The following is a 26,551-nucleotide window of genomic DNA, read 5'->3' as shown; positions in this document are numbered from 1 at the left end:
AGGAGAGCCGCATGAGCGTTGCATTCACCAAGGAAAGCGACCGCGACGGGACCGAGCCGGACCTGCCGGAGCGGGCCATCTCGCCGCATCCGAACCTCGTGACGGAGGCAGGGCTGGCGCTTCTCGACGAAGCGGTCGCCAAGGCGCGAGCCGAGAGTGATGCGGCGCAAGCGAGTGGCGAGGTGCGCGCCTACAATGTCGCTCTTGCCCGCGCCGAGCGCGATCTCCGCTATTACCTCGCGCGCCGGGCCAGCGCCCAGCTGATGCCTCTGCCGGTGGGATCGGGCAAGGTGCAGTTCGGATCGCGCGTCACGTTCGACCGCGATGACGGCCGGCGGCAGACGTTCCGCATCGTCGGAGAGGACGAGGCCAACCCGTCATCGGGCAGCGTGTCCCATGTCTCGCCGGTTGCCCGCGCGCTGATGGGCAAGGTGGTTGGCGACACGGCGCCGGTTGCCGGCCAGGATGTCGAGATCGTAGCAATCGATCCGGCGTGACGCTCAAACCTGAGGCGTCAGCGTCGTCACCCAGATGACGCGGGCCACCTGTTGGGTCGGATTGTCGAACATGTGCGGCACGAGGCTCGGGAACCGGAAGCTGTCGCCGGTTTCGAGGATATGCGCCTCGTGGTCGAGCCAGAGCCTGAGGCTCCCGGCCAGCACATAGCCGGCCTTTTCGCCGGTGTGCTTGAGGAAGTCGGTGCCCGATGAGCCGCCGGGATTGAGGGTCAGCTCATAGAGCTCCATCTCGCCGTTGCCGTTCGGCGTCAGCGCTTCCTTGACCACGCCGCTGGCAGTCAGCCGCAACAGTCGCCGGCTGGCCTTGCGGACGATGTAGCTCTTTGGGTCCGGCTGGGCGTGCTCCTCGAAGAAATAGGAGATCGGGACATCCAGCGCGATGCTCAGCTGGCGGAGCGTGCGCACCGACGGCGTCGCCAGCGCGCGTTCAAGCTGGCTGATCATGCCGGTCGATAGCCCGGTGCGCTTGGCAACCTCCTGGATCGACAGACCGGCGCGCTGGCGCAGCAGGCGCACCGTTTCGCCGAGGCGCTGATCGCTGCCGACTTCCGAGGGCTCGTCCGCCTTGATGGTGTCGCGCTGGCGGGCGCTGCGGGCCGTCATGCCATTCTCCCAGTCGGGGCGACCGCGCGGCGGTGCCAGTCTTGTCGGCTGCGTTCTGAGAATATCAACCCCCAGCCAGACGTGGGATGTCGACCGCGGCATTGACAGTGTATTTCAGCCGTGTTGAACTTCCAACCGTAGAATTCATGACAGCTGAAAATCCTTGCAGCCCAAAGCCGCCCGGAATGCGCCATGCGCGGTCCGGGGCAGACTTGGTGCAACTTGCGGATCGGTGGAGACAACACGATGGCTGACAGCTCGAATATCGGCAATCCCAACCGCCGCAGCGTGATGGTGTTCAGCGCGGCCGCAGCGGCCGGCGTGATGGTGCCGGTGTCCGCATTCGCGCAGGCGGCGCGTGCGGCGAACCCGCCTGACAAGCCGCGCGGCCAGGTCATCGCGGCGCTGTCGCAGGAGCCGACCGTGTTCCATCCCCTGATGCCGGGCATCGAGGTGGACCAGGGCGTCTGGTGGGCCCTGTTCAGCCCGCTCTGGTACATCGATCCGCAGGGCAATTTCGTGCCGGACCTCGCCCGCGAGGTGCCCTCGATCGAGAATGGCGGCCTGTCTGCCGATGGGCTGACCTGGAAGGTGAAGCTCCGTCCGAACGCCAAATGGCACGACGGCACCGCCTTCACCGCCGAGGATGTGAAGTTCAGCCTCGACCTCATCAACACGCCGAATTTCCGGGTCCGCAACCGTGTCGGCCACAGCCTGGTCAAGGACATCAAGGTCGTCGCGCCCGACGAGATCCACTGGCGGATGGAGAGCGCCTATTCGCCCTATCTGTCGATCCTGGCGCTGACCTTCATGGTGCCGAAGCACATCCTGGAGAAGGCGACCGACCCCAACACCTCGCCGTTCAACAATGCGCCGGTCGGGACCGGTCCGTTCCGCTGGGGCTCGCGGGTCGCCGGCGACCACATCCTGCTCAATGCCCATACCGCCTATCACGGCAAAGGCCCCTATCTGGAGCGGCTGGTCTACAAGTACATTCCGGACCTGACGGTTCTCTACACGCAGTTCCGCACCGGCCAGGTCGACTACACGGGCATCCAGGGCATCCTGCCGAATTTCGTCAAGGAGGCGCAGGCGCTGCGCGGCCGCAAGGTCGTGGTGTCGTCGACCGCCTCGGTCGAGCATATCGCGCCGAACCTCGAATTCGGTCCGCTCGCCGACAAGGCGGTGCGCGAGGCGCTCTACATGGCCATCAACAAGAAGGCGCTGATCGATGCGCTGAACTATGGCCTGCCGACGCCGACCGAGAGCTTCGTGCCGCAGCAGGGATGGGCCTATCAGTCGGGCCTGCCGACCCACAGCTACGATCCGGCCAAGGCCAATACCCTGCTCGACGCGGCCGGTTGGGCGCGCGGTGCCGGTGGTGTGCGCGAAAAGGGCGGCGTGAAGCTCGAATTCACCAACTCGACCACATCGGGCAATGCGGTGCGCGAGCAGAGCCAGCAATTGCTGATCCAGGACTGGCGCGCCATCGGCGCAACCATGCGCATCCAGAACATGCCGGCTGCCGTCATCTGGGGCGAGTATTGGCAGCAGTCCAAGTTCAACTCGGTGATCGTCGGCGTGAACTTCATGCTGGGCAGCGACCCGGACGTGACACCGCGCTTCGGCTCGGGCTCGATCCCCGCCAAGGGCGGCCGCGGCTTCAACACCTACCAGTACCAGAACCCCGAGGCGGATCGCCTGCTGACCCAGGGCGCCCGCCAGTTCGATCAGCCGTCGCGCAAGGCCACCTATGGCGAGCTGCAGAAGATCATCCGCAACGATCTTGCCATCCTGCCGCTGTTCCAGGCCGCTCTGTCGGAAGGCATCAAGGACGGTCTGCAGGGCTTCCAGCCCAATATCAACGCCTCGTCCAATCTCTGGAACGTGCGCGAGTGGTTCTGGGCGTGAGGTTCGCCGGGCGAGGGGCAGTCTGACATGGCGCGCTATGCGTTCGAGCGGCTGATCCAGGCAGCAATCCTGCTGCTGCTTGTGTCGATGCTCGGCTTCGCGATCCTGCATCTGGCGCCAGGGGGGCCGCTCTCGCAGTTTGCCCTGTCGTCGCAGATGAGCCAGGAGGATCTCGATCGCATTGCCCATCAGCTGGGTCTCGACCGGCCCCTGCCAGTCCAGTATCTCGACTGGCTCTGGCGCATGCTGTCAGGCGACTGGGGAACCTCGTTCCGCGACGGCGAGCCGGTGCTGAAGATCATCGGGTCGCACCTCGGGGCCACTTTCGAGCTGATGGCGACCGCCACCCTGATCGCCATCATCCTCGGCTGCTGGATCGGCATTCTCGGCGCCATCCGGCGCTATTCCCTGTTCGATACGCTGGCGACCGTCGGCGCGATGATCGCGCTCTCCATCCCGACCTTCTGGTTCGGCCTCGTCGCGATCTACATCTTCTCGGTGGAACTCGGCTGGCTGCCGGCCGGCAACCGGCATACCGTCGGCGACGGCTCGCTGCTCGATCTTCTCCACCATCTGATCGCGCCGGCCATCGTCCTGGCATTGGTCGAGACCGCCATCTGGGCGCGCTTCATGCGCTCGTCCATGCTCGACGTGATCAGTCAGGACTATATCCGGACGGCAAACGCCAAGGGATTGCCCGCTTGGCGGGTGCTGAGCGTGCACGCTCTGCGCAATGCGCTCCTCCCGATGATCACGGTGGCCGGCCTGCAATTCCCGACGCTGCTGGGCGGTGCGCTGGTGGCGGAGACGGTCTTCACCTGGCCCGGAATGGGCCGGCTGTTCCTCGATTCCATCGGCTATCGCGACTATCCCGTCGTGATGGGCATTCTGATGTTCTCGGCCGTCATGGTGCTGATCGGCTCGTTCCTTGCCGACATGCTCTATGCCGCGGTCGATCCGCGCATCCGGGTCGGCTGATCATGAGCACTGGCGTTCCCATCACCGCCGATGCCGTCCCGCCGCCCGGGCATGGACACGCGGCCTGGCGTCGGTTCCGGCGGCATCGCCTCGCCATGGGCGGGCTTGCGACCATCGTAGTCCTTCTGCTGGGTTCGGTGTTCGGGCCGTTCCTGCTGCCATTCGACGATACCCATATCGACATCATGCAGCGTTTCGCGCCGCCCTTCTCGGGCGCCCACGTGCTCGGGACCGACGAGCTCGGCCGCGACATCCTGGCCCGGCTCATGATGGGTGGTCGGATCTCCTTGTCCATCGGTATCGTCGCCATGGCGATCGCCATGGCTATCGGCATTCTCGTCGGCACGATTGCCGGATTCTATGGCGGCTGGCTGGGCGCACTCCTGATGCGCTTCGTCGATGCAGTCTTGTGCTTCCCGGCGATCTTCCTGCTCTTGGCGCTCGCCGCCCTGGTCGAGCCCGGCATCCTGTCGACGACCCTGCTTATTGCCGCGACCGCCTGGATGAACGTGGCCCGCATCGTGGAGGCGCAGATCCGGTCGCTGCGCGAGCGCGACTTCGCGGTCGCCGCCAAGGCCTTCGGATCATCGGATCTTCGCATCATGTTTCGCGAGCTGGTGCCCAACGCCATGGCGCCGATCGTGGTGGCCGCGACACTCAACGTCGCCAAGGCGATCCTGCTCGAATCCTATGTCAGTTACCTCGGCTACGGCATCCAGCCGCCAGCGGCGAGCTGGGGCAACATGCTGAACAACGCGCAGATCTATCTGACCAGCGCGCCATGGCTCGCCATCATTCCAGGTCTCGCCATCACGCTGGCCGTGACCAGCTTCAACTTCATGGGCGACGGCCTGCGTGATGCGCTGGATCCTCGCATGGACATCAAGTGACAATGCCGTCCGCTCCGGCCATCCGTCAGCAGCGCCCGGTCACGTCCGTCCTGTTTCCCCGCCCGTTCGACCCGTTCGCCTAGGAGCATCCGATGTCACCGCCCCTCAATCGCATCGACAGCGATGAGCGCCTTCCCGAAGCCGCTGACGTCGTGGTGATCGGCGGCGGCATCATCGGCGTGTCGACCGCCTACCAGCTTGCCAAGAAGGGCAGTTCGGTTGCCCTGATCGAGAAGGGCCATGTCGGCGCGGAGCAGTCGAGCCGCAACTGGGGCTGGTGCCGGCAGCAGGGCAGGGCGCGCGAGGAGCTTCCGCTGGCGCGGGAATCGCTTCGCCTGTGGGAGGAGATGCAGACCGAGAGCGGGGCCGATGCCGGCTTCCGCCGCACCGGCGTCCTGTTTCTCACCAAGGACCCGGCCGAGGTCCAGCGCTGGGAGAAGTGGGCGGACATGGCCCGCGAGAGCCAGATCCACACGACCGTTCTCTCGCAGGCCGAGGTCGCCGAGAAGGTTCCCGGGAATACCGAGGGCTATATCGCGGGACTGCTGACCCCAAGCGACGGACGCGCCGAGCCGTCCATGGCCGTGCCGGCGCTGGCCGGTGGCGCGCGCAGGCTGGGGGCGACGATCCATCAGGGCTGCGCCGCGCGTGGCATGGAGACATCCGCCGGCCGCGTCAGTGCTGTGGTCACCGAGAAGGGCCGCATCCGCACCAATGCCGTGGTGCTGGCGGGCGGCGCCTGGTCGTCGCTGTTCTGCCGTCGCCATGGCGTCGACATGCCGCAAGGCATCGTCAAGGCCACCGCCTGCCGCACCACGCCGGCTCCCGAGATCTCGGAGTTCGGGGCGGTCGGCACACCGAACTATTGCGTGCGCCGGCGTCTCGATGGCTCTTTCACGGTGGCGCTGCGCCAGCGAGGCACGGTCGACATCACGCCCGATCTGTTGCGCTATGCCTTCGCCTTCCTGCCGACCTACCGCAAGCGCCGCGAAGGCCTGAAGATCCGCATCGGCATGTCGTTCATCGAGCAATTGCTGCGCGGCACCAACTGGTCGTTCGACGAGGTCTCGCCGTTCGAGAAGACGCGTGTCCTCGATCCCGCTCCCGACATGAGCCTGGTCAACGAGGCGCTGGCCAAGTTCGTCGCGGCCAATCCGGGGCTCAGCGGCATTGGCATTGCCGAGGCCTGGGGCGGGGCGATCGATACGTCCCCCGACACGATCCCGGTGATCTCCGGCGTCAAGTCGCTGCCGGGCTTCTTCATCGCGACCGGATTTTCCGGCCATGGCTTCGGCATCGGGCCGGGCTCCGGCCGGTTGGCAGCGGAGCTGGTGCGCGGCGATACGCCGTTCATGGATCCCACCTTCTACGAGCATGAGCGGCTGGTCGACGGCCGCCCGATCAAGATGGCCGAAACGCTCTGAGCGGGGCAGAACGATGACCTTCGTCTACAAGGGCAATGTCGCGCGCGGCCGCGAATGGGCCGTCCATTTTGGCAAGCGCGCACCGGCCATTCCGTTCCATCTGTGGGGTGAGCCGTTCGATCCCGCCGACGTGCGCTATCTCGCGGTCTGGGAGCCTCCGCCGGATCTTGCGACCACCATGCCGAACCTGGAACTGGTGTTCTCGGTCGGCGCCGGCGTCGACCAGTTCGACCTGTCGATCGTGCCTGATCACATCCCGCTCGTGCGGATGCTCGAGCCGGGCATTGCCGAAGGCATGGTCGAGTACGTCACCATGGCGGTGCTCGGTCTGCATCGTGACCTGATCGGCTATGTCGGCCAGCAGCGCCAGGCCAGATGGGAGATCCTGTCGCAGCGGCCAACGGCCGAGCGGCGCGTCGGCGTGCTCGGCCTCGGGCAACTCGGCCAGGCCGTGCTCGACCGGCTCCGCCATTTCACCTTCCAGCTCTCCGGCTGGAACCGCTCGCCGCGCGTCCTTCCGGGCGTCACGACCTACGCTGGCGACGCAGAGCTACCGGCTTTCCTTGCTGGCTGCGACATTCTCGTCTGCCTCCTGCCGCTGACGGACAGCACGCGCGGCGTGCTGAATGCCAAGCTCTTTGCGCAGTTGCCCCGCGGCGCCATGCTGCTCAATGTCGGCCGGGGCGGTCATCTGGTCGATGCCGACCTGATCTCGGCCCTCGACAGCGGCCAGCTCCAGGCGGCCATGCTCGACGTGATGGAGCCGGAGCCGCCGCGGCCGGACCACCCGTTCTGGGCCGATCCGCGCATCCTGCTGACGCCGCATATCGCGGCCTTCACCCATCCCTCGACGGCCGTCGACTTCGTGCTCGACACGATCCGTCGCCACAGGGCTGGCGAGGACCTTCCGGGTCTGGTCGATCGCGCCCGCGGCTATTAGCCCATGTGCATGGCGGGGGGCGGGGGCGCTCACGCGCGGGATTGACGCATGGGCATTCCCATCACCTAATCGCCACTTGATGCGATGGGTGGAGGGTTGACGATGGGCTGGTCGGACAGGTTCGGGCGGCTCGGCCGCATTGCTGCGGTCGTTGCGGTCATGGCGGGATTTGGTGCTGTCGCGCCTGTCCGCGCCGAGACGGTTCTGCGTACGGCCATGCATTCCGACCTGCGCATTCTCGATCCGATCTGGACGACCGCGCTGATCAGCACCCATCACGGCTTCATGGTCTACGACACGCTGTTCGCGGTCGACGAGAAGCTCGAGGTGAAACCGCAGATGGTCGACACCTGGACCGTCAGCGAGGACAAGCTCACCTGGACCTTCACGCTGCGCGATGGGCTGGAGTTCCACGACGGCCAACCGGTGACGGCCGAGGACTGCGTCGCCTCGATCCGCCGCTGGGGCGCCCGTGACGGCATGGGGCAGAAGCTGCTGGCCGTCACCGCCGAGCTGACCGCAACGGGTCCCAAGACCTTCGTGCTGAAGCTGAAGGAGCCCTATGGCCTCGTGCTGTCGTCGCTCGGCAAGCCGTCGGCGAATATCCTCTTCATCATGCCGAAGCGGGTCGCCGAGACCGATCCGAATACCCAGATCACCGATTCCATCGGGTCGGGTCCGTTCATCTTCGCACGCGATCTGTGGAAGCCCGGCGAGCGGGCCGTCTATCTGCGCAATCCGCGCTACCGGCCGCGTGCCGAGCCGCCGTCAGGCTCGGCCGGCGGCAAGGTCGTCAAGGTCGATCGTGTCGAGTGGATCTGGATCCCCGATGCGCAGACGCAGGTGAGCGCCCTGTTGCGCGGCGAGATCGACCTGATCGAGGCGCCGCCCCACGATCTCCTGCCGCTGCTCAAGGCCGATTCCAACATCGCGCTCAAGGTGCTGGCGCCGATGGGCCGGCAATATGCCTTCCGGTTCAACGTCCTGCACAAGCCCTTCGACAATCCGCTGATCCGTCAGGCAGTGGCGATTGCCTTCAATCAGGAGGACTTCGTCAAGTCGACGATCGGTGATCCCGCCTACTACGTGTTGTGCAAGTCGCTGTTTCCCTGCGGTTCGCCGCTCGCCATGGATGCGGGCTTCACCGACCGCCTTGAGGGCAACATTGCCCGTGCCCGTGCGCTGATCCAGCAGGCCGGCTATGACGGATCGCCGGTGGTGCTCATGCAGTCGACCGACAATCCGTCGCTCTCCAACCTCGCGCCCGTCGCCAAGGCGATCATGGAGCGGGCCGGCCTCAAGGTCGATCTGCAAGCCATGGACTGGCAGACGCTGGTCGCCCGTCGCACGCGGCGCGACGCGCCGACTGCCGGTGGCTGGAGCGCCTTCCTCACGTCCTGGGGCTCGATCGACGTGCTCGATCCCGCCTCCACCAGCTTCCTGAATGCGAGCTGCGACAAGGCGGGTTTCGGCTGGCCCTGCGATGCCGAGATCGAGCGCCTGCGTGATGCCTTCGCCCGCGAGACCGATGCTGCGAAACAGCGCGCCATCGCAGAGGCCGTTCAGCGGCGGGTCGCCGAGTATCCGACCCATATCCAGCTGGGTCAGTATCTCCAGCCGACCGCCTATCGCACCTCGATCACCGGCCTGCTGGCAGCCGGCAATCTGGCGCTGTGGAACCTCGAGAAGAAGTGAGCCGGCGTGACCTGGTCGATCGTCGCCCATGATCCGGCGAGCGGCGCCTTTGGCGTCGCCGTTACCACCTGCGCCTTCGCGGTCGGGGCGAGCTGTCCCTTCGTCCGCTCGGGCGTGGGGGCGGTCTCCACTCAGTCGATGACCAACCGCTATCTGGGGCCTGCCATCCTCGACGGGTTGGAGGCCGGCATGGCGCCGGCAGATGCCATCGCCAAAGCCCTGGACCCTGACGAAGGGCGTCATCTGCGCCAGGTTCATGCGGTGGACGCAAAGGGCCGAACGGCTGTGTGGACCGGCCGCAATTGCGTGGAATGGTGCGGCGAGATGACCGGGCCGCATGTCTCGGTCGCCGGGAACATGCTGGCCGGCGCGCCGGTGGTCGAGACGACCTTCGCGACCTATGCCGCAGGCGCCACGCTCGACCTGCCGGTGCGGATGATGGCGGCGCTCGATGCCGGTCAGGCGGCAGGAGGCGACAAGCGCGGCCGTCAGTCCGCCGCCATGCTGGTGACCACGACCGAGGACTTTCCGGACCTCAACATCCGGGTCGATGACCATGCCGATCCGCTCGCCGAACTCCGTCGCCTTCTGGCGATCTGGCAAGGCAGCTGGCCCGCGAGACGTGGCTGGGCGCCGAGCCGCGCCAATCCGTCCGGCGCCGCCGACATGGATGCGATCGAGGCCGCCTGGATCGCCCAGGGGCTCGACCTGCGCTTTCGCCGCTAGGCTCTGTCCAACGGCCCGGTCGGGTCGCCTTGACGCTGCGCCTTAGGCGGTGGTTCTCTCTCGCTCCAGTGAAAGGCGCTTTCACCAGATGAAAGCGCGTGCCTTTCGTGCAGGCCGAGGGAGGCCAGCGGCGAGAGGGACCGAGACAAGGACATTCCCATGACGACCGCTTCCGCGACCGACGCCCTGCCGACGCTTGGCCATGGCTTCTACTGGCAGGACATTCATGTCGGCCAGACCTTCAAGACGTTCCGGCGGACCGTCACAGAGACCGATCTCGTCAACTTCATCTCGGTCACGGGCATGACCGAAGCGATCTTCATCGATGCCGAATACGAGCATGCCGCCGTGAAGGGCCGTCTGGTCCCGGCGGCGCTGACCTATGCGCTGATCGAGGGGTTCATCCTGCAGTCGATGATCCAGGGCACGGGCCTTGCCATGCTTGAGCTCACCCAGAAGATCCATGGCCCGGTCAAGGTCGGCGACACGATCTGGGCGACGGTCGAGGTCACCGGCATCCGGCCGACGTCGAAGAGCGGCCGCGCTGTGGTGGACTCGACCATGAGCGTGTCGAACCAGCGCGGCGAGGTGGTGATGACCTATACGGCCCGCCGGCTGCTCGCCGGCCGTCCGGCCTGAGCGCCGGGGAGGCCACGATGACCGCCACCATCTCACGCCGCAGCCTGACCGCCGCCGCCCTTGGCCTGATCGCCACGGGTGTCCCGGCACGGGCGCAGGCCTATCCGTCGCGGCCGATCCGCCTTCTCGTGCCCTTCCCGCCGGGCGGCCCGACCGATCTGGTCGCGCGCGTGCTGGCCGAGAAGATGGGCGAGCTGCTGGGCCAGGCCTTCGTCATCGACAACCGTCCCGGTGCCAATGGCAACATTGCGTCCGAAGGCGCGGCCAAGGCCGATCCGGACGGTTACACGGTGCTCTACAACACGTCCGCCATCGCGCTCAGCCCGTCGCTCTATGCCCGACTGAACTATGACGTGGTCAGCGACCTGGAGCCGGTCTGCCTCACCGCCGTCGTGCCGCTGGTTCTGGCGGTGCATCCCTCGGTTCCGGCCCAGACGGTTGCCGAGTTCGTCGCCTATGCCAAGGCCAATCCGGGCAAGCTGAACTACGGCTCGGCGGGGGCCGGCAATGTCACCCATCTGGGGGCAGCCCTGTTCCTCAAGTCGCAGGGCATCGAGGCGGTGCATGTGCCGTTCCGCGGCAGTGCGCCGGCGCTCAACGCGCTGGCCGGTGGCCATGTGCAGTTCATCGCCGATACGGTCAACTCGGCGCACCCGCTCATCACCAGCGGCCATCTGCGTGCGCTGGCGATCCTGGGCACGCGGCGGACGCCGGTATTGCCCAATGTCCCGTCGCTGACCGAGGCCGGGATCGACTCGAAGGACATCGGTGCCTGGCAGGGCATCATGGTGCCGGCCCGCACCCCGGCCGACCTCGTCGCCAAGCTCAATGCGGCGGCGCTGGCCGCCCTCGCGGACCCGGCCGTCAAGGCCAAGCTCGCCGTGCAGGGCGCGGAGCCGCTGGGTTCGACGCCCGCCGCCTATGGCACTTACGTGCGCGACGAGATCGTGCGCTGGGCCGAGGTGGTCAAGGCGAGCGGTGTGCGGATCGAGTGACCATGCTCGCCCCCCTGCCGCCTGCCGCCATTCCGCCGGAAGACGAGGCCCTGCGCGCGGAGGTCAAGGCCTTCATCGCCGAGCATGTCATGCCCATGCCGGCGCATCGCCGCGCACGCTCGTGGATGGGCCATGATGCCGCCTTCAGCCGCGCCATGGGCCGCCAGGGCTGGCTCGGTTTCTCGATCCCGAAGCGCTATGGCGGCGCCGAGCGCAGCCATTTCGCCCGCTTCGTGGTGGTCGAGGAACTGCTCGCCGCCGGTGCGCCGGTCGCGGCGCACTGGATCACCGACCGCCAGTCCGGCCCGCTGATCCTGCGCTATGGCACCGAGGCGCAGCGCCAGTTCTACCTGCCGCCGATCTGTCGCGGCGACATCTTCTTCTGCATCGGCATGAGCGAGCCGAACTCGGGCTCGGACCTGGCCAGCGTGCGCACCCGCGCGCAGGCCACGGATGGCGGCGGCTTCGTGCTGAATGGCCGGAAGATCTGGACCAGCAACGCGCCGCACTGCCAGTACATGATCGCGCTGGTGCGCACCTCGGGCGTGCCGGAGGACCGGCACAAGGGCCTGTCGCAAGTGATCATCGACCTCAGCCTGCCGGGCGTGCAGATCCGGCCGATCCGCGACCTCTCAGGCGACGAGCACTTCGCCGAGGTGTCCTTCGATAATGTCCAGCTTGGCGCCGACGCGCTGATCGGCCAGGAAGGCGCCGGCTGGGAACAGGTCAATGCCGAGCTTGCCTTCGAGCGGAGCGGACCCGAGCGCATCCTGTCGAGCATGGTGCTGGTCGATCTGTGGATCGACCTCCTGCGCTCCCGCGCGACCGTGTCGACCGACGATGCGGTGCTGGTCGGGCGACTTGTCGCCCATCTCGCCACGCTCAGGGCGCTGTCGCTCGCCGTCACGGCACAGCTTCAGCTGGGGGAGAGCCCGGTGGTGGAGGCGGCCCTCGTCAAGGATCTCGGCACTGAGTTCGAGCAGATGATCCCGGTGGCTGTCGCCAATGCGCTGGCGAGCGATCCGGACGGGACCAGCGCGGCTTCGCCGGAGCTTCTGAAGACCCTCGCCTATACCAGCCGCATGGCGCCGTCGTTCTCGCTGAGGGGCGGAACTCGCGAGATCCTGCGCGGCATGATCGCCCGCGGCATCGGCCTGCGCTGAGGAGCATGAGATGGATGACCTGATCGCCTCCTCCGCCGCCCGGCTGTTCGCCGAGGCAGCATCGCCCGAGGTCATCCGTCGGCTGACGGATCATGGCTCCGCATCCGCGCTCTGGGCCGACATCCAGCAATCCGGCTTCCTCGATGCCCTGGTGCCGGAAGACCAGGGCGGTGCCGGGCTCAGCCTGCCGGCCGTGCTCCCGATCCTGCTGGAAGCCGGGCGCCATGCCGTGCCGCTGCCGGTGGGTGCCACCATCGTGGCGCGGGCGCTGGCCGTGCGTGCCGGCATCAACTGCCCCGAGGGGCCGATCGCCATCGCATCGGGCTCGGTGCGCTCTGATGCCGTACTCAGCGCCGACGTGCCGGGCGGTGCCTTCGCCGACGCCGTGCTGGTCGCCGACGGAGATCGTTTCAGGTTGCTGCACTCAGTCCACGCGACCGCGTCAGCCAGCGGGGAGGGCACCTTCCACCGGATGGCGTGGCGCGCAGATGCGGTGGCCGAGGCACCCCTGCTTGCCGGTGTCGACCTGATGACCATCGGTGCGCGGCTTGAGGCCGCCGAGATGGCCGGCGCGATCGAGACCATCTTCGCCATGACGCTGACCTATGCAAATGACCGCAGCCAGTTCGGCCGGCCGATCGGCAAGTTCCAGGCGGTGCAGCAGCAGCTCGCCGTCATGACCGAACTGGTGCATGCCGCCCGCGCGGCGGCCGACCTCGCCTTCCCCGAGGACGCGGATATCACGGGATCGGCCGATCTCGCGCGCATCGCCACCGCCAAGATCCGGATCGGTGAGGCCGCGGCGCAGGCCGCCGGCATCGCCCATGCTGTGCATGGCGCCATCGGCATGACGCAGGAACTCAACCTGCACCTGTTCGTCGAGCGGCTGCGGCAGGGCCGGCTGCGCTACGGGTCCGAGCGGCTATGGTCGGCCAGGCTCGGGCAGATGGCGCTGTCTCAAACCGGCGGCACGATGCTCGACTTCGTCCGAGCTCGCATTGCCTGAGCAGCAGGGCTGGGGCGTCCGCCGGGCGCTTGTCTCGGCGGTCCTGCGGCGACAGGTTGGACGCCCGCGGGCCGGCCTGGACCGCGCTCATGGAGATTGACGGTCATGGCCTTCCTTGGCGCCCCGGTCCGCGACTATCGCTATGGCCTGATGCGCGATCTGATGGATCGCGAGGGCTATGACGCGCTGGCCTTCACCACCGGCGACTTCTTCCAGTTCGTCACCAACTTCCAGACCGATGTGCAGCCCTGGGAGCGGCCGATCGTCTGCGTCGTGCCGCGCAATGGCGAGCCCTTCGCGGTGCTCAATGAGCTCTCCACCAACCACTGGCGGTTCACCGCCGAGGGCCAGCGGCTGTGGGTCACCGATGCCAGCTTCTATGCCGAGCATCCGCGGATCGGCGCGCGCCTGCCGCTTGCCACCCAATGGGCCGATCTGGTCGCCGGGCTCTTGAAGGCCCGCGGCCTCGGGCGCTCCCGCATCGGCGTCGATGCCGGCGGCGGCGCCTTCGGCAAGGTGGCGGGTCTCTTGCCACATCTGAAGATCGAGGCAGCGACCGCCGAGTGCCGGCGGCTGCGCTGGGTCAAGCATGAAGACGAGATCCAGCTGATGCGCGAGATCGCCGGGCTGACCGACTGGGTGCAGGACCGCTACCGCGAGAACATCCGGCCGGGTCGCCTGGTGCAGGAGCTCGACATGGCCATGGCCGCTCTGATGGCCGAGGAATCGGCCAGGCGCTTCCCCGGCGAAGCCCTCGAGATCCTGCGCTGCTGGACCCTGTCGGGACCGGCGAGCGCGGCCCCCCATGGTGATGGCCGCTCGTCGGGCGCGCGGATCGAGACCGGCCACGGACTGGTCAACATCGTCATCCCCAGGGTCAACGGGCTGGTGGTGGAGAACGAGCGGACCTGGTTCTGCGGCAAGCCCTCGCCCCGCCAGGTCAAGCTCTACGAGGCCTCGCGCGCCGCCAACGAGGCGGCCTGCGCGGCCGCCATCACCGGCGAGCCCGTCTGCGGCATCGATGCGGCAGCGCAGGCGGTACTGGAGAGCGAGGGTGTGGCTGACCTCATCCTCCACCGCACCGGCCATGGCATGGGCACGCTTGGCCACGAGTTCCCCGAGGACATGGCGTTCAACACCCGGCCACTGGAGGCGAACGAGGTCTACTCGGCCGAGCCGGGCCTCTACGAATGGGGTCTCGGCGGCTTCCGCCACGACGACACGGTGGTGGTCGGCAAGCGCCCAGAGGTCCTCACCAAGGCGCCCAAGGACCTGGCCAGCCAGACGGTCAGCTAGGCGGAGCGGTCCTGGAACAGGAGCGAGCTGTCGCTCCTAGTGGGCCTGTCGCTCAAGCCGTTGGTTTTGAACGCATTTTCTGGACAATGCCCATCAAGGCGGTCGCGGCGGACAGTGCCAGGCCAAAATTTCCCTGCCCGCCACCCATCAGCCGCGCGACGCTGCCGGGCAGGTCGGTCAGGCCGGAAGCCTCATGCGACATGGTGTCGAAGGCCGCTTCCTCCGCTTCCGACAGCGCGATCATCTCAGGTGAATCCGCCTGCCGTGTGGCGATGATCGCGAGGACCAGGGCTACCAGCCCATGCAGGCCCGCCAGCACGAGGACCGCGCCGATCTGGCCGATCAGGGTCTCGAGCCAGAGATAGAGCGCGACCGACAGCAGTGCGAGGCCGATCAGCGCCGAGCCGAGTGCGATCCCGCCGAACAGCACGCGCCGGGCGATATCCCGGGCGATGATCTGGCGGCGCAGCGTGGCGATCTTCAGGTAGAGCTTGGCGGAGCGGGGAACGAGGGTCATGGGTCTCACCTCTAGCGCGCGATCAGCATGCCGACGACGATGCCGAGGCCGAAGGCGGCGGCGACCGAGGCCTGGGGGTGATCCTCGATCTCGCTGCCCACGGTCTCAACCGTTTCGCCGAACTGGCTCAGCAGTTTCTGCATGACCGAGGCGATGTCGCCCTCATCGGTGGCAGGCGGGGGCGCTGGAGCGGGTGCGGCGTCTGCCGGCGCGCGGACGGCTGCCGTCTCACGGCGCAGCGCCTCGACCTCGGCCCGCAGGCTTTCGATATCGTGTCTCAGAGCCATGGTCCTGCCTCCGAATACAAAGGGTAAGACCATTCTGTCATGGTGCAGGAGGCCAGCGCCATGATCTCGATCAGGCCGTGTCACGCCGCCCAGCGCGCCGCCTCGGCCTCCCGGCCGATCAGGGCCAGGCCATAGGCGATGGATTCGAACTGGTCGGTGTTGGTGAGTTTGGTCTCGTCGAAGCGGCTGGTGAACAGATTGCGGATCGCCGGCACGAAGGAGGTTCCGCCGGTGAGGAAGACCTGCTCGATGTCGCGGTCGCCGACGCCGGCCTTGGCCAGCGCCTCGTCGATGGTCGTGGCGATCCGTTCGACGTCGGGAGCGATCCAGCTTTCGAAATCCTTGCGGGTGATCCGCCCGGCAATCTCCACGCCCTCGGCGGCGAAGCGGAAGTCGGTGGCATCCGCCGACGACAGCGCGACCTTCGCTTCCGACACCGCGCGGTAGAGCGCGAGACCCAGATCGTAGTCGATGATGTCGATGAATTTCGCCAGCATGGCCGGCTCGATCGCCACCTTCTCGAGGTCGCGCAGACCGGCGAGATCGCCGTTCGACTTCATCATGGCGAGCTGATGCCATTTGGCGAGATTGGCATAATAGCGGTTGGGGATGGTCAGCCGCTTGCCGAGCGACTGGTAGTCCGAGCCCTTGCCGAGCACCGGCGAGACGACATGATCGACGATCCGGTAGTCGAAGGCATCGCCGGCAATGCCGATGCCGGAATGGGCCAGCGGCTCGGCATGCAGCCGGCCGCCGCGGCGCTCGAAGCGCATGACCGAGAAATCGCTGGTGCCGCCGCCGAAATCGGCCACCAGCACGGTCGCGTCATGGGTCAGTTCGCGGGCATAGAAGAAGGCGGCGCCCACCGGCTCATAGACATAGGAGGCCTGGTCCAGGCCCAGCTTGCCGAAGGCGGTGCGGTAGCGCTGCATCGCGAGCGCATCATCGGGATTTGAGCCGGCAAAGTGAACCGGGCGGCCGATCTGCACGCGGGCGCCGGCGAAATCGAGCGCGCCACCGGCGTGGCGGGTCAGCGTCTGGATGAAGGAGACCAGCAGGTCCTCGAAGCCGTAGCGCTGGCCGAAGATGCGGGTTTCCTGGAAGCTGGCGCTGGCCGCGAAGGTCTTGAACGACTGGATGAAGCGGTGGGCGGTGCCGCCTTCCATCAACTGGTCCATGGCCCAGGGGCCGCCATCGACGCGCGAGCGGATCTTGCCGGCCACGCGATCCTGCCAATAGCAGAGCGCCGTGACGAAGCCCTTCAGGTCCTGCCCGTTGTGGTGGAAGGTGATGGCTTCGGCGCGGCCGTCATCGGCCGCGAGCGCCACGACGGTGTTCGAGGTGCCGAAATCGATGCCGATCGACACGGGGGGAACGGGGCGGGACAAGGGCTGGACCTTGGAGGCTCGGGAGGGCCGCGGGGAATAGCGCATGGGGGGCGAGGACGCCAGCCCAAATCGTGGGCGAGGGGGAGGGACAGTGTTGCTGCCGCGTGAACGTGGCCGGCGTTCTGGCGGTTCTGGCCGTTCTGGCCCCTCACCCTAACCCTCTCCCCGCAGGCGGGGAGAGGGAATCCGTGTGCGCTGTCTCAGCCGGCGCGCTCTATCGGAATATCAAGCGCGCATATGACGCTCCGCGCCTGAGCAGGAATTGGGAGCTTGAGCGGAGACATTCCCTCTCCCCGCCTGCGGGGAGAGGGCAAGGGTGAGGGGCCATCCCAGCCAGATGATCCTTGCCGCCTGACAACGGGTCAGAGCCCAATCCTCACTCCCGCCCCCGCCACCTTCCTTGTGCATAAGGGCATTACCGGAGTGCCGCTTGTCACACTTCGCCCTTAGGGTCTGCGCCCAACCTGCCGCATGCGCGCTTTGAGGATATCGTGGCCGAGGTCGAACTGTCTCACGTCACCAAGGCCTTCGGCGAGCAGGCCGCGGCCGTCAATGACGTCTCCTTCACGGCCGGCGCCGGCGATTTCGTGGCTCTCCTCGGACCCTCCGGCTGCGGCAAGTCGACGACGCTCAGGCTGATCGCGGGCCTCGAGACCTCGACCGGCGGTGTCATCCGCATCGGCGGGCGCGACGTGACGGGCGCTGCCCCCGCCGAGCGCGGCATCTCCATGGTGTTCCAGAGCTATGCGCTGTTTCCCCATCTGTCGGTCAGGCAGAACATCGTGTTCGGGCTGGAGGTGCGCGGCGTCGAGAAGCAGGAGCGGGCCCGCCGCCTGGAGCGGGCTGTCGAGATCCTCGGCCTTGGCCCCTATCTCGATCGCAAGCCCTCGCAGCTCTCGGGTGGCCAGCAGCAGCGCGTTGCGCTGGGCCGCGCCATTGTCGCCGAGACGCCGGTCTGCCTGATGGACGAACCGCTGTCGAACCTCGACGCGCAGCTCCGCCTCGAGATGCGCCGCGAGATCCGCGCGCTGCAGCGCCGGCTCGGGCTGACGCTGATCTATGTGACCCACGACCAGGTGGAGGCCATGACCATGGCCGACCGCATCGTGCTGATGAATGCTGGCCGGATCGAGCAATATGGCACGCCGGAGGAACTCTACGATCGCCCGGCGACCATCTTCACCGCCCGCTTCGTCGGCACGCCGCCCATGAACGTCCTGCCGGTTACGGCTCTGGGCGAGGCGGCTGCGCATTATGGATCGCGCGGCCTGGAGCTGGCTAAAGTCTCGCTCGGCGTCCGTCCGGAAGCTGTGCGACTGTCTGATGACGGCATTCACGCAAGTGTCACAGCGGTGGAATACCTCGGCGCCGACTGCCTTCTGGAAGCGCGCATCGGCGATCATGCGATCGTCGCCCGCATTCCCGGCAAGTTCACGGCCGGGGCCGGCGAGACCGTGAGGCTCGCCTTCGATGCATCGGCCGTCCACCATTTCGACAGCGAGACGGGACGCCGCATCCAATGACCGAGACAATCAATCCGAAGCGGGAGGGACTGACCATGACCCATGCAATCGATCGCCGCACGATCCTGAAGACCGGCGCCGCCGCTCTGACGCTGCCGCTGGCAGCCCCCGCGCTTGCCCAGGGCAAGACGGAAGTGTCGTTCTTCTATCCGGTCGCCGTCGGCGGCCCGATCACCAAGCTGATCGACAGCTTCGCCGCCGATTTCGAGAAGGAGAATCCCTCCATCTCGATCAAGCCGATCTATTCGGGCACCTATCAGGAAACGATCGTCAAGGCGCTGACCGCCCACAAGAGCGGCACGCCGCCGGTGACCTCGGTTCTCTTGTCGACCGACATGTTCACCCTCATCGACGAAGAGGCGATCGTGCCCTTCGACGATTTCATCCGCACCGATGCCGACAAGAAGTGGCTTGCCAGCTTCTTCCCGAGCTTCATGGAAAACAGCCAGACCGAGGGCAAGACCTGGGGCATTCCGTTCCAGCGCTCGACCGTCGTGCTCTACTGGAACAAGGAGCTGTTCAAGGAAGCCGGCCTCGATCCGGAGAAGCCCCCGACGACCTGGGCGGAGCAGATCGCCTTCGCCGAGAAGCTGACCAAGCGCGACGGCGCCAACACCACGCAATGGGGCATCCAGATCCCGTCCTCGGGCTTCCCCTACTGGCTGTTCCAGGGCCTGACCACCCAGGCCGGTGCCATCCTGATGAACCCGGAAGGCAACAAGACCGCCTATGACGCGCCCGCCGTCGTCGAGGCGCTGCAGTACTGGGTGGACCTGTCGCGCAAGCACAAGGTGCATCCGACCGGGATCGTCGAATGGGGCACCACGCCGCGCGACTTCTTCGAGCGGAAATGCGCGATGATGTGGACCACCACCGGCAACCTCACCAATGTGCGCACCAATGCCAAGTTCCCGTTCGGCGTCGGCATGCTGCCGGCCGGCAAGCGTGCGGGCAGCCCGACGGGCGGCGGCAATTTCTATCTCTCGAAGAAGTCGTCCAAGGCCGAGCAGGAAGCCGCCTTCAAGTTCATCCAGTGGATCACCACGCCGGAGCGGGCCGCCAAGTGGGGCATCGACACCGGCTATGTGGCGGTGCGTGGCGATGCCTGGGAAACCCCGGCGATGAAGGACTATGTGGCCGGCTTCCCGGCGGCGGCGGTTGCCCGTGACCAGCTGAAATTCGCGGTGGCCGAGCTCTCGACCCATGAGAACCAGCGCGTCACCAAGGCGCTGAACGACGGCCTGCAGGCGGCGCTGACCGGCGGCAAGACGCCGGAAGCGGCGATGAAGGATTCGCAGGCGGAAGCCGAGCGCATCCTGCGTCCGTATCGGCGCTGACGGCTGACGGGAATGGGGGCGTCGGGGATGGTGGGGGCGAGCAGATGGGCAGTCGGCGTGGGCTTGGGGCTCGTGTCGTCTGCCGGCCGCGTACTCCATCGTCATCCCCGGCGAGCCCGAAGGGCGAGGGAAGGGGATCCAGGGGCCATGATGTCAACGCCCTGGACTCCTGGACCCCCTTCCCTCGATGCCTCCGGCATCTCGCCGGGGGTGACGTCGGTGCTTGAGGTCGCAGCCGCGCGCGCGTCGGCTGCGAGGATCGCCTCCGTCCTAGTCGGGACTTTCCCATGACCCGCCGCTTCGACCGCTCCTGGATCCATGCCTGGCTGATGCTGGGGCCGTCGCTCGCCCTGCTGGCGCTGTTCACCCATTGGCCGGCGGTCGCCACGATCATCGACAGCTTCTATTCGACGCCGCGCCCGCGCCGCCCCTCGCGGATGGTGGGCTTTGAGAATTTCGAGCAGATGACCGCCGATCCCGTGTTCTGGCAGGCGGTGTGGAACAATCTCTGGTTCGCGCTCGGCACGATCCCGGTGTCGATCGCGCTGGCGCTCCTGATGGCGATCTGGGTCAATGACCGGATTGCCGGGCGCACGCTGGTGCGCATGGCCTATTTCACGCCGACCGTGCTGCCGATGATCGCGGTCGCCAATATCTGGCTGTTCTTCTACACGCCGCAATATGGCCTGCTGGCCCAGGTGCTGGGTGTCTTCGGCGTGCAGTCGCCGAACTGGCTGGGGTCGAAGGATACCGCGCTCGCCGCCGTCACTCTGGTGGCGGTGTGGAAGGAAGCCGGCTTCTTCATGATCTTCTATCTGGCGGCGCTGCAGACGATCTCGCCGACGCTCGCCGAGGCAGCCGCTTTGGAGGGCGCGTCGCGCTGGACCTATTTCCGGCGCGTGCAGTTTCCGCTCTTGATGCCGACCACGCTGTTCGTGCTGGTCAATGCTGTTATCGGTGCCTTCCGCACCATCGACCATATCGTGGTGCTGACCAAGGGCGGGCCGGACAATGCGACCCTCCTGCTGCTCTACTACATCTATCAGGTGGGCTTTTCGTTCTGGGACACCGGCTATGCAGCGGCGCTCACCGTGGTGCTGCTCGCCACCCTCGGGCTGATCGCGATCATCCAGTACGGCGTGCTCGAACGGCGGATCCACTATCGATGAGCCAGCTTTAATGAGCGATGTCTACGCGCCCCGCGGCACGGCCCGCGTGATCGAGACCGCCGGCGCCTGGCTTCTGGCCGTGCTGTGGATCGCGCCGCTGGTCTATGCGACCTGGACGGCGTTTCATCCATCCGAGTTCGCCACGCGCTTCTCGCTGTTCGCGCCGCTGACGCTGGACAATTTCGCCCGGGCCTGGGAGGCGGCGCCTTTCGCGCGCTATTTCCTCAACACCTTCGTGCTGGTCACCGGCATCCTGGTCGCCCAGATCGTGCTCTGCACGCTGGCTGCCTATGCCTTCGCCCGCTACGAGTTTCCCGGCGCGACGCTCGCCTTCGCGGTGGTGCTGGCCCAGTTGATGATCATGCCCGACGTGCTGATCGTCGAGAACTACAAGACCATGGGCCGGCTCGGCATTCTCGACACGATTCCGGCGATCGGCCTGCCCTATGTTGCCTCCGCCTTCGGCATCTTCCTGTTGCGCCAGACCTTCAAGACCGTGCCGAAGGAGCTGGACGATGCCGCGAAGGTCGAGGGCGCAAGCCCGTTGCAGGTGCTCTGGCGGGTCTATGTGCCGCTCGGGCGTCCCGTCTATGTCGCCTATGCGCTGGTCTCGGTCAGCTATCACTGGAACAATTTCCTCTGGCCGCTGATCGTCACCAATTCGGTGGAATCGCGGCCGCTGACGGTGGGGCTGCAAGTCTTCTCCTCGACCGACCAGGGCATCGACTGGTCGATCATCTGCGCGGCGACGCTGATGACGTCTGCGCCGCTGCTGCTCGGGTTCCTCCTGTTCCAGCGCCAATTCGTGCAGAGCTTCATGCGGGCCGGCATCCGGTAGGGATTCCTGGTCCTTCGAGGCTTGGCCATTGTCGCGATCCCGCCGTCTCGCTCCAACGTCATCCACGGCGAGGCGCAAGGCGCCGAGGGAAGGGGATCCAGGGGCGTCAAAGTCCGCTGTGGGGCTCCTGGACCCCCTTCCCTCGCCCTTCGGGCTCGCCGGGGGTGACGTCGCGAAGGACGGCACGCGCGCGCTGCGCAAAGTCGGCTACCACGACGGGGCCTGATCCGCGCCCATCCCCCGCCTGTGGGTTATGCGGTGCGCCACATGGTGACGGGCGCATCCGGGATGCTAGGAAGGGCGGCTGAAACCGGAGAGGCACTGAGTCGGAATGAAGGTCGATATCGACATGGGGACGCAATCCGGCGGGAAAGCGGCCATGCTCGATCTCGAGGAGCTTCTGGCCACCCGCCTGCTGGTCCAGGGCAATTCTGGCTCCGGCAAGTCCCACCTGCTGCGCCGCCTGCTGGAGCAGAGCGCCCCCTGGGTGCAGCAATGCGTCATTGATCCCGAGGGCGATTTCGTCACGCTGGCCGAGAAATACGGTCATGTCGTCGTCGATGCCGAGCGCACCGAGGCCGAACTCACCCGCATCGCCGCGCGCATCCGCCAGCATCGCGTCTCCGTCGTGCTCAATCTCGAAGGCCTCGATGTCGAGCAGCAGATGCGCTGCGCGGCGGCCTTCCTCGGCGGTCTGTTCGATGCCGAGCGCGACCATTGGTATCCGGTGCTCGTCGTGGTGGACGAGGCGCAGCTCTTTGCCCCGGCCGTTGCCGGCGAGGTCTCCGACGAGGCGCGCAAGCTCTCGCTCGGCGCGATGACCAACCTGATGTGCCGCGGCCGCAAGCGCGGCCTTGCCGGCGTCATAGCCACCCAGCGCCTTGCCAAGCTCGCCAAGAATGTCGCCGCGGAAGCCTCGAACTTCCTGATGGGCCGCACCTTCCTCGATATCGACATGGCGCGCGCCGCAGACCTTCTCGGCATGGACCGGCGGCAGTCGGAAATGTTCCGCGATCTCGCCCGCGGCCATTTCGTGGCGCTGGGCCCCGCCATGTCGCGCCGGCCGCTGCCGGTGACCATTGGCGCCGTGGAGACCAATGCCCGCTCGACCAGTCCGAAGCTGACGCCGCTGCCCGACGCGCCGGACGATGCCCGCGACCTGATCTTCACCCCCAGCCCGGAGGAAGCGCGTCAGCCGATCATGGTGCGCCGGCCGCCACCGCCGCCGCCGACCTCCACGGCCGATATCCTGGCCCAACTTGCCCAGCATCGCCCCGAACCGCCGCAGCCGGCCGAGCCTCTGCTGCCGCTGATCGCGGAGGCCGAGCACGCGCAGATGATCGACGAGGTGATGCGCGAGATCCTGGCCGATCCCGACGCCGCCTTCCGGTCGGTCGCCGTGCTCTATCAGGATTTTCTGGTGCGCTGCCGCATCCGCCGGGTGCCGGGTGAGCCGCTGACGCTTGCCGCCTTCCGCCGCCGCTTCGCCGTGGCGCGCGCGGGTGTCGACATGACGACGGCGGGCAGCGATGTCTGGCAGCAGGCACTCGATCTCTCGGCGACCTTGCCGGACGACATCCAGGGCGTGTTCCTGGTGATCGCGCAGGCAGCCCTTGCCGGCGCGCCCTGTCCGTCGGATGCCACGATCGCGCGGATCTATGGCAGCCATTCGCCGAGCCGCGCTCGCCGGCTGATCGCCTATTGCGAGGAGCGCGGCCTGTTCGTCACGCGGCTCGACTTCCGCGGGCGGCGCATCGTCGCCTCGCCCGATCTCGGCTGCGAGACCGCGCCGGGCGATCCCAACGGCCCGGTCGATCTCGTCCAGGCGGCGCGGCCCGCCGCAGAGTAAGCGGCCGCTTCCCCTGCCTCAGGTGTAGCCCAGCCAGTGCCAGTAGGTGGCGCCAAGCAGCATGACCAGTGCGCAGGCGATCAAGGTGAGCACGAGGCCTGTGCGCACGAAATCGCGGGCCTCGAACGTCTCGGTGCCATAGGCGACCATGTTCTGCGGCGCGTTCACCACCAGGATGAAGCCGAAGCTCACCACGAATTGCAGCAGCATGGTCATGCCGACAATGTTCATGCCGGGCGTCGCCACATGCTGCAGCACGGCGATGACGATCGGGATCATGGCGGAGGCGAGCGCGGTGGCGCTGGCGAAGCCGAGATGGATGATGACGAGGAACAGGCTCATCACGCCCAGAATGAACAGGGCGGTGGCCTGTTGCAGCCCGAACTGGGCCACCACGATCTCGGCCAGCCAGACGGCGGCCTTGGTCTGCAGCAGGGCCGTGCCCAGGCTGATGCCGATGCCGAACAGCACGATCGTGCCCCACGGGATCCGGGGCTGGGCGTCCTTCCAGGTCATGATGCCGATGCCCGGCAGGAACATCAGGGCGACAGCGGCAATGGTGGTGGACGAGGTGTCGAACCGGTGCAGGACACCCTCGGTGGACCAGAAGCCGAGTAGCGTCAGCGACAGCGCCATGAGCTTCTTCTCGGCAAATGTCATCGGGCCGAGTTCCGCAAGCGACTTGGCGATCGCCTCGCGGCCGCCAGGAATGTCGCGCACTTCCGGCGGCATCATCCGGGTCATGACAAAGTAGAGCGCGATGGTCATCAGCATGGCGAAGGGCGCCGCCGCGATGAACCATTCGAGCCAGGTGATGCTGGCCTGCAGGGTGCGCTCGATGAAGCCGATGGCGACCATGTTCTGTGCCGCCGCCGTCTTGATTCCGACATTCCAGATCGATGCGGTCTGGACGGTGGTGATCATCAGCATGCCGGCAAAGGCGCCCTTCCTGTTGACGCCGAAGGCGGAGATGATGCCGAGCATGATCGGCACCAGGCAGGCGACGCGCGCCGTGGTGGAGGGCACCAGAAAGGCCATGACGATGCCGACCAGGATGGCTCCGACGACGACATGACGGGTTTCCGCGCCGACGCGCGCCAGGATGACCAGCGCGATCCGCCGGTCGAGGCCGGTGATCGTCATGGCGGCGGCGATGAACAGGGCCGAGGCGACCAGCGCCAGCGCGGTATTGGCAAAGCCTGAAAAGGCCAGGCCAAGGCCGGCACTGGTGCCCATCAGGACCCGTGGATTGGCCGGATTGGGCGACAAGCCCAGCAGGAAGGCCATGAGCGCTGCGATGACCACGGCCGACACGGCATAGTCGAGCGCCTCCGTCATCCAGATGACGACCGAAAAGGCGAGGATCGCCAGCATGCGATGGCCGGCCACCGACAGGCCCGCCGGTGTCGGCAGCAGAAGCACGATGATCAGGGCTGCGGCCGCCAGCAGAAGCCCCCAATGGCTGCGCATCCAGGAAGGCGGTTCACCTGTGGCCGGTGTGCCGGGCGATGTCTTGGCCAGGTCGGTGCGCGATGATTCCATGGCACTCATTGCAGGCTCCATCGGCGTGGATCGACGATGTTTGTACTCGGCGCCCGTTTCACCTGTCTCACCTTGCGCAGGATCAATGGTCTTCACGCAAAACGCGCGTTTAGTCCGGCGCACGGCGTCGTCATCACGGCCGCCGGGAGGGACTTGCCCAAGCGCTGCACAGGACATGGGTCCTGCGCGCCGGACGGGCAGCCCGAGCCCGGCGAGACCTGCGGAGAGCCGGGACCGAACACCAAGGAGACCAACGTGGCACTGCGCGACATTCTTGTTCTCATCGATGCCGAAACCAAGGCAGCCGGCCCCTATGGCCTGGCGCTTGCGGCGGCGGCCGGTGCCAGCGCCACTGGCGCGTTCATGGTCGCCGAACCCAATCTCGCCCGCTATGCCGGTCTTGGCCTGCCCAAGGACGTGATCGAGGCGGCCGATGGGCGCGCCCGCGATCTGGCCGCGCAGCATCTCGCCGATTTCGAAGCCGCGGCGAAGCTCGCCGGTGTGCCGGCCGAGACGCTGGCGATTGCCGGTTCGCTCAATCCCGAGGGCGAGCTTGCCCGGCTCGCCGGCCATTTCGACCTGATGGTGGTGGAACAGGCCGATCCCGACAGCATGGCCAGTGGCAACCGCTTCGCCGAGGCGGTGCTGTTCGGCTCGGGCCGTCCCATCCTGATGGTGCCCTATATCCAGCGGGCGCGTCCGGTGCTCGGCAAGGTGCTGGTCGCCTGGGATGGCGGGCGGGCTTCTGCACGGGCTCTGGGCGACGCCATGCCGCTTCTGAGCAAGGCCGAGAAGGTGGAGCTCATCAGCGTCCAGCGGGCCGGCGACACCGGGGTCGAGCTGCCAGGCTTCAACATCGCCCGGCATCTGGCCCGCCATGGCATCAATGTCGAGCTGCAGAAACTGGTCACCACCATGGATATCGCCAACACCATCCTCTCCCATGCCTCCGACAGCGGCGCGGATCTGCTGGTGATGGGCGGCTACGGCCATTCCAAGCTGCGCGAAATGGTGCTGGGCGGCACGACGCGCACCATCATGAAGAGCATGACGCTGCCGACCTTCTTCTCCCATTGAGGACGGCGACCGGCCTGCGCCTGTGCTCACACAGGACAGGCCGGTCCTCCTGCCGCAGACCGAGTCCTCGGCGTCCACATCCGATTTTTGGCCCGTTTGGTCCGGGTATGGGGAACAATTTATCTCTCTGAGGCGTTCTGCGGGGAGGCCGCGATCTTATTTTTCTCCAGGGGTTGATCCGCACTGCAGCTTCGCGCCTGCTCGGGGCTCGACGCCGGGTCGTTCCGGCCCACATAATCC

General features: G+C 66.9%; 24 protein-coding genes. 19 read left to right on the top strand and 5 right to left on the bottom strand.

The window, feature by feature from the left end:
• Nucleotides 1-11: 11 nt before the first annotated feature.
• Nucleotides 12-497: a transcription elongation factor GreA gene (gene greA, locus E8L99_RS01555; RefSeq protein ID WP_137097902.1), complete on the top strand. Its 486-nt coding sequence runs from the start codon at nt 12-14 to the stop codon at nt 495-497.
• Nucleotides 498-500: 3 nt separating this feature from the next.
• Here greA and E8L99_RS01550 read toward each other — a convergent pair whose 3' ends face one another.
• Nucleotides 501-1,121: a helix-turn-helix domain-containing protein gene (locus E8L99_RS01550; RefSeq protein WP_137097901.1), complete on the bottom strand. Its 621-nt coding sequence runs from the start codon at nt 1,119-1,121 to the stop codon at nt 501-503.
• A 246-nt stretch (nt 1,122-1,367) separates the two neighbouring features.
• Here E8L99_RS01550 and E8L99_RS01545 point away from each other — a divergent pair, with 246 nt between their 5' ends.
• From E8L99_RS01545 to E8L99_RS01490, 12 genes are all read left to right on the top strand, one after another.
• Nucleotides 1,368-3,032, top strand: a complete 1,665-nt coding sequence (locus E8L99_RS01545) for a peptide ABC transporter substrate-binding protein (protein WP_137097900.1) — start codon at nt 1,368-1,370, stop codon at nt 3,030-3,032.
• A 27-nt stretch (nt 3,033-3,059) separates the two neighbouring features.
• Nucleotides 3,060-4,010: an ABC transporter permease gene (locus E8L99_RS01540; protein ID WP_137097899.1), complete on the top strand. Its 951-nt coding sequence runs from the start codon at nt 3,060-3,062 to the stop codon at nt 4,008-4,010.
• A gap of 2 nt (nt 4,011-4,012) precedes the next feature.
• Complete coding sequence (locus tag E8L99_RS01535) at nt 4,013-4,900, top strand: ABC transporter permease (protein ID WP_137097898.1); 888 nt, start codon at nt 4,013-4,015, stop codon at nt 4,898-4,900.
• Between the two features lie 92 nt (nt 4,901-4,992).
• Nucleotides 4,993-6,324 (top strand): NAD(P)/FAD-dependent oxidoreductase, encoded by a 1,332-nt coding sequence (locus E8L99_RS01530; RefSeq protein WP_137097897.1) that lies wholly within the window; start codon nt 4,993-4,995, stop codon nt 6,322-6,324.
• Nucleotides 6,325-6,337: 13 nt separating this feature from the next.
• Nucleotides 6,338-7,264 carry a 2-hydroxyacid dehydrogenase gene (locus tag E8L99_RS01525; protein WP_137097896.1) on the top strand — a complete coding sequence of 309 codons (927 nt, stop codon included), beginning with the start codon at nt 6,338-6,340 and terminating at the stop codon, nt 7,262-7,264.
• A gap of 102 nt (nt 7,265-7,366) precedes the next feature.
• Entirely contained in the window at nt 7,367-8,959 is a 1,593-nt protein-coding gene (locus tag E8L99_RS01520; protein ID WP_252511228.1) for an ABC transporter substrate-binding protein, read from the top strand.
• Nucleotides 8,960-8,965: 6 nt separating this feature from the next.
• The gene (locus tag E8L99_RS01515) at nt 8,966-9,685 is read left to right on the top strand and encodes a DUF1028 domain-containing protein (RefSeq protein ID WP_137097895.1); all 720 of its coding nucleotides are present in this window, start codon (nt 8,966-8,968) and stop codon (nt 9,683-9,685) included.
• Between the two features lie 159 nt (nt 9,686-9,844).
• A complete protein-coding gene (locus E8L99_RS01510) occupies nt 9,845-10,324 on the top strand; it encodes a MaoC family dehydratase (RefSeq protein WP_137097894.1) in 480 nt (159 codons plus the stop codon).
• Nucleotides 10,325-10,341: 17 nt separating this feature from the next.
• Nucleotides 10,342-11,319, top strand: a complete 978-nt coding sequence (locus E8L99_RS01505) for a Bug family tripartite tricarboxylate transporter substrate binding protein (protein ID WP_137097893.1) — start codon at nt 10,342-10,344, stop codon at nt 11,317-11,319.
• A 2-nt stretch (nt 11,320-11,321) separates the two neighbouring features.
• On the top strand, nt 11,322-12,482 hold the full coding sequence (locus E8L99_RS01500) for an acyl-CoA dehydrogenase family protein (RefSeq protein ID WP_137097892.1): 1,161 nt from the start codon (nt 11,322-11,324) through the stop codon (nt 12,480-12,482).
• Nucleotides 12,483-12,492: 10 nt separating this feature from the next.
• Entirely contained in the window at nt 12,493-13,488 is a 996-nt protein-coding gene (locus tag E8L99_RS01495; RefSeq protein ID WP_137097891.1) for an acyl-CoA dehydrogenase family protein, read from the top strand.
• Nucleotides 13,489-13,593: 105 nt separating this feature from the next.
• Complete coding sequence (locus E8L99_RS01490) at nt 13,594-14,784, top strand: M24 family metallopeptidase (RefSeq protein WP_137097890.1); 1,191 nt, start codon at nt 13,594-13,596, stop codon at nt 14,782-14,784.
• Nucleotides 14,785-14,836: 52 nt separating this feature from the next.
• On the opposite strand, the gene E8L99_RS01485 is transcribed toward E8L99_RS01490, so the two are convergent.
• The 3 genes from E8L99_RS01485 to E8L99_RS01475 form a co-directional block, all read right to left on the bottom strand.
• A complete protein-coding gene (locus tag E8L99_RS01485) occupies nt 14,837-15,301 on the bottom strand; it encodes a hypothetical protein (protein ID WP_137097889.1) in 465 nt (154 codons plus the stop codon).
• An 11-nt stretch (nt 15,302-15,312) separates the two neighbouring features.
• Nucleotides 15,313-15,588: a DUF883 C-terminal domain-containing protein gene (locus tag E8L99_RS01480; protein WP_137097888.1), complete on the bottom strand. Its 276-nt coding sequence runs from the start codon at nt 15,586-15,588 to the stop codon at nt 15,313-15,315.
• A gap of 80 nt (nt 15,589-15,668) precedes the next feature.
• Complete coding sequence (locus E8L99_RS01475) at nt 15,669-16,976, bottom strand: Hsp70 family protein (RefSeq protein WP_137097887.1); 1,308 nt, start codon at nt 16,974-16,976, stop codon at nt 15,669-15,671.
• A gap of 491 nt (nt 16,977-17,467) precedes the next feature.
• Here E8L99_RS01475 and E8L99_RS01470 point away from each other — a divergent pair, with 491 nt between their 5' ends.
• The 5 genes from E8L99_RS01470 (at nt 17,468) to E8L99_RS01450 (ending at nt 23,692) form a co-directional block, all read left to right on the top strand.
• The gene (locus E8L99_RS01470; protein ID WP_137097886.1) at nt 17,468-18,499 is read left to right on the top strand and encodes an ABC transporter ATP-binding protein; all 1,032 of its coding nucleotides are present in this window, start codon (nt 17,468-17,470) and stop codon (nt 18,497-18,499) included.
• A gap of 35 nt (nt 18,500-18,534) precedes the next feature.
• Nucleotides 18,535-19,836, top strand: coding sequence for an ABC transporter substrate-binding protein (locus E8L99_RS01465; RefSeq protein WP_137097885.1), 1,302 nt, complete (start codon nt 18,535-18,537; stop codon nt 19,834-19,836).
• Between the two features lie 287 nt (nt 19,837-20,123).
• Nucleotides 20,124-21,005 (top strand): carbohydrate ABC transporter permease, encoded by an 882-nt coding sequence (locus tag E8L99_RS01460; RefSeq protein ID WP_137097884.1) that lies wholly within the window; start codon nt 20,124-20,126, stop codon nt 21,003-21,005.
• A gap of 10 nt (nt 21,006-21,015) precedes the next feature.
• Nucleotides 21,016-21,843: a carbohydrate ABC transporter permease gene (locus tag E8L99_RS01455; protein ID WP_137097883.1), complete on the top strand. Its 828-nt coding sequence runs from the start codon at nt 21,016-21,018 to the stop codon at nt 21,841-21,843.
• Between the two features lie 331 nt (nt 21,844-22,174).
• Nucleotides 22,175-23,692 (top strand): ATP-binding protein, encoded by a 1,518-nt coding sequence (locus tag E8L99_RS01450; RefSeq protein ID WP_137097882.1) that lies wholly within the window; start codon nt 22,175-22,177, stop codon nt 23,690-23,692.
• 18 nt (nt 23,693-23,710) lie between these two features.
• Here E8L99_RS01450 and E8L99_RS01445 read toward each other — a convergent pair whose 3' ends face one another.
• On the bottom strand, nt 23,711-25,243 hold the full coding sequence (locus E8L99_RS01445) for a DASS family sodium-coupled anion symporter (RefSeq protein WP_252511227.1): 1,533 nt from the start codon (nt 25,241-25,243) through the stop codon (nt 23,711-23,713).
• 246 nt (nt 25,244-25,489) lie between these two features.
• Here E8L99_RS01445 and E8L99_RS01440 point away from each other — a divergent pair, with 246 nt between their 5' ends.
• Nucleotides 25,490-26,311: a universal stress protein gene (locus E8L99_RS01440; RefSeq protein ID WP_168201520.1), complete on the top strand. Its 822-nt coding sequence runs from the start codon at nt 25,490-25,492 to the stop codon at nt 26,309-26,311.
• The last annotated feature ends 240 nt before the right edge of the window (nt 26,312-26,551 follow it).

It is taken from the genome of Phreatobacter aquaticus, assembly GCF_005160265.1.
Classification (GTDB): Bacteria; Pseudomonadota; Alphaproteobacteria; order Rhizobiales; family Phreatobacteraceae; genus Phreatobacter; species Phreatobacter aquaticus.
Note: the sequence above shows the minus strand (reverse complement) of the source record. Positions and strands in the feature narration are given on the sequence as shown.